Origin of the sequence: Rothia sp. HMSC072E10 (assembly GCF_001813965.1) — a bacterium.
GTDB classification, from domain to species: Bacteria; Actinomycetota; Actinomycetes; order Actinomycetales; family Micrococcaceae; genus Rothia; species Rothia mucilaginosa_A.
Window position 1 is genome coordinate 1 of record NZ_KV814467.1, and the last position, 3,738, is coordinate 3,738.

At 51.8% G+C, this 3,738-nt stretch carries 2 rRNA genes; both read left to right on the forward strand.

Annotated elements, in window-relative coordinates:
- The first annotated feature begins 558 nt into the window (after positions 1-558).
- Positions 559-2,086, forward strand: a 16S ribosomal RNA gene (locus HMPREF2944_RS00005).
- A gap of 305 nt (positions 2,087-2,391) precedes the next feature.
- Positions 2,392-3,738, forward strand: a 23S ribosomal RNA gene (locus HMPREF2944_RS00010); the annotation flags it as partial.

Below are 3,738 nucleotides of genomic sequence, written 5' to 3' on the forward strand. Positions count from 1 at the left end.
TCTACTTCACCCGTATTCGGGTTGCGGGCCCGTATTCGGGTCTGTATAGTTGTATGAGTCGCCGCGGCGAGGAGGAAAAAACGAAGAACTTCTTCGGTGTTTCTCCTAGTCGGAAGCGGTTTTGACAGGTTTTCAATTGTATAGTGTTTCGGTTTCTTGCTTGAAGGAATTCTTGGTCATCGTGTGGTGATTGTGGAGGATTTTAGGAAAGAAACTTTGTGGTGCGAATCACGGAAATCGGATTTGCATGGCGAATGAAACGCTGGTATAGTTGATTGGGTTGCCGCGGGAACGCGGTAACGATGAAAAGAGAATGACCGTTCAGCGGTGAGGCTCCTTCAGTTGGAGGGGTTGAAGTGTTGAATCGGTGTGTTGCTTGAGAACTCAATAGTGTGCTTTGTTCAATAAAATCACCGAATTGGTGATGGAAACTGAAACTAATACCAAATATTTATTTATTTGATAATCATTGAATGGTTTCAAAAAAGTCAGCTTGAGTCACGCACCCCCGTGTGTGATTCGCTGTTTGAGATCAGGTTATCGAACTTTTCTATTTTTTCAACGGAGAGTTTGATTCTGGCTCAGGACGAACGCTGGCGGCGTGCTTAACACATGCAAGTCGAACGATGAAGCCTAGCTTGCTAGGTGGATTAGTGGCGAACGGGTGAGTAATACGTGAGTAACCTACCTTTAACTCTGGGATAAGCCTGGGAAACTGGGTCTAATACCGGATACGACCAATCTCCGCATGGGGTGTTGGTGGAAAGCGTTATGTAGTGGTTATAGATGGGCTCACGGCCTATCAGCTTGTTGGTGAGGTAACGGCTCACCAAGGCGACGACGGGTAGCCGGCCTGAGAGGGTGACCGGCCACACTGGGACTGAGACACGGCCCAGACTCCTACGGGAGGCAGCAGTGGGGAATATTGCACAATGGGCGCAAGCCTGATGCAGCGACGCCGCGTGAGGGATGACGGCCTTCGGGTTGTAAACCTCTGTTAGCAGGGAAGAAGAGAAATTGACGGTACCTGCAGAGAAAGCGCCGGCTAACTACGTGCCAGCAGCCGCGGTAATACGTAGGGCGCGAGCGTTGTCCGGAATTATTGGGCGTAAAGAGCTTGTAGGCGGTTTGTCGCGTCTGCTGTGAAAGGCCGGGGCTTAACCCCGTGTATTGCAGTGGGTACGGGCAGACTAGAGTGCAGTAGGGGAGACTGGAACTCCTGGTGTAGCGGTGGAATGCGCAGATATCAGGAAGAACACCGATGGCGAAGGCAGGTCTCTGGGCTGTAACTGACGCTGAGAAGCGAAAGCATGGGGAGCGAACAGGATTAGATACCCTGGTAGTCCATGCCGTAAACGTTGGGCACTAGGTGTGGGGGACATTCCACGTTTTCCGCGCCGTAGCTAACGCATTAAGTGCCCCGCCTGGGGAGTACGGCCGCAAGGCTAAAACTCAAAGAAATTGACGGGGGCCCGCACAAGCGGCGGAGCATGCGGATTAATTCGATGCAACGCGAAGAACCTTACCAAGGCTTGACATATACTGGACCGCATCAGAGATGGTGTTTCCCTTCGGGGCTGGTATACAGGTGGTGCATGGTTGTCGTCAGCTCGTGTCGTGAGATGTTGGGTTAAGTCCCGCAACGAGCGCAACCCTCGTTCTATGTTGCCAGCACGTTATGGTGGGGACTCATAGGAGACTGCCGGGGTCAACTCGGAGGAAGGTGGGGATGACGTCAAATCATCATGCCCCTTATGTCTTGGGCTTCACGCATGCTACAATGGCCGGTACAGAGGGTTGCGATACTGTGAGGTGGAGCTAATCCCTAAAAGCCGGTCTCAGTTCGGATTGGGGTCTGCAACTCGACCCCATGAAGTCGGAGTCGCTAGTAATCGCAGATCAGCAACGCTGCGGTGAATACGTTCCCGGGCCTTGTACACACCGCCCGTCAAGTCACGAAAGTTGGTAACACCCAAAGCCGGTGGCCTAACCTTTTTGGAGGGAGCCGTCTAAGGTGGGATTGGCGATTGGGACTAAGTCGTAACAAGGTAGCCGTACCGGAAGGTGCGGCTGGATCACCTCCTTTCTAAGGAGCACATTTAGTTGGCCATGCTACCCGCGAGTGTCGGGTGGGTGGTTTTGCTCATGGGTGGAATGTTGGTTTTGGGTTGAGTGAAGCGCATTGTTGGGTTTTGGGGTAACACGTTGGTGTTGTTCCTTTGTTTGCCTGGCATGGTGATGATGCAAATGTTGTGTTTGTGTTGTTGTTGTGTTGTGGGTTGTTGTTTGAGAACTATATAGTGGACGCGAGCATCTTCTGGAATTTGCGTTGAATCAATGCTTTGGTGTTGGTTTGATTGTTGATTTTAGATTCTTATTTTTCTTGATTGTGTGTAAGTTATTAAGAGCACACGGTGGATGCCTTGGCATTAAGAGCCGATGAAGGACGTGTGAATCTGCGATAAGCCTCGGGGAGCCGATAACTGGGCGTTGATCCGAGGATTTCCGAATGGGGAAACCTGGCTCATCTTCATGGTGAGTTACCGCCAGCTGAATGTATAGGCTGGTTGGGGGGAACGCGGGGAAGTGAAACATCTCAGTACCCGCAGGAAGAGAAAATAAAGTAATGATTCTGTGAGTAGTGGCGAGCGAAAGCGGAAGAGACTAAACCTGTGGTGTGTGATAGCGGTTAGGCGTTGCATCATGGGGGTTGTGGGAGTCACAGTGGTAGTTCTAACTGGCTGCCGGCATGATGTTCAGGATGGTAGGTGAACGACTTGGAATGGTCGGCCGTAGAGGGTGAGAGTCCCGTAATCGAAATTGTTCTGTCCGTGGTGTGGCCACCCGAGTAGCACGGGGCTCGTGGAATCTCGTGTGAATCTGCCAGGACCACCTGGTAAGTCTAAATACTTCTTAGTGACCGATAGTGAATCAGTACCGTGAGGGAATGGTGAAAAGTACCCCGGGAGGGGAGTGAAATAGTACCTGAAACCGTGTGCTTACAAGCCGTTGGAGCCTTTTGGGGTGACAGCGTGCCTTTTGAAGAATGAGCCTGCGAGTTAGTGTTATGTCGCGAGGTTAACCCGTGTGGGGTATCCGTAGCGAAAGCGAGTCTGAATAGGGCGTTTGAGTGGCATGACCTAGACCCGAAGCGGAGTGATCTATCCATGGCCAGGTTGAAGCGACGGTAAGACGTCGTGGAGGACCGAACCCACTTCAGTTGAAAATGGAGGGGATGAGCTGTGGATAGGGGTGAAAGGCCAATCAAACTCTGTGATAGCTGGTTCTCCCCGAAATGCATTTAGGTGCAGCGTTACGTGTTTCTTGCCGGAGGTAGAGCTACTGGATGGCCGATGGGCCTTCACGGGTTACTGACGTCAGCTAAACTCCGAATGCCGGTAAGTGAGAGCGTAGCAGTGAGACAGTGGGGGATAAGCTTCATTGTCGAGAGGGAAACAGCCCAGACCACCAACTAAGGCCCCTAAGCGTGTGCTAAGTGGGAAAGGATGTGGAGTTGCTTAGACAACCAGGAGGTTGGCTTAGAAGCAGCCACCCTTGAAAGAGTGCGTAACAGCTCACTGGTCAAGTGATTCTGCGCCGATAATGTAGCGGGGCTCAAGTACACCGCCGAAGTTGTGGCAATGATCTTTTTGGATTGTTGGGTAGGGGAGCGTCGTGTGGCCGTTGAAGCTGCGGTGTAAACCAGTGGTGGAGGCTATGCGAGTGAGAATGCAGGCA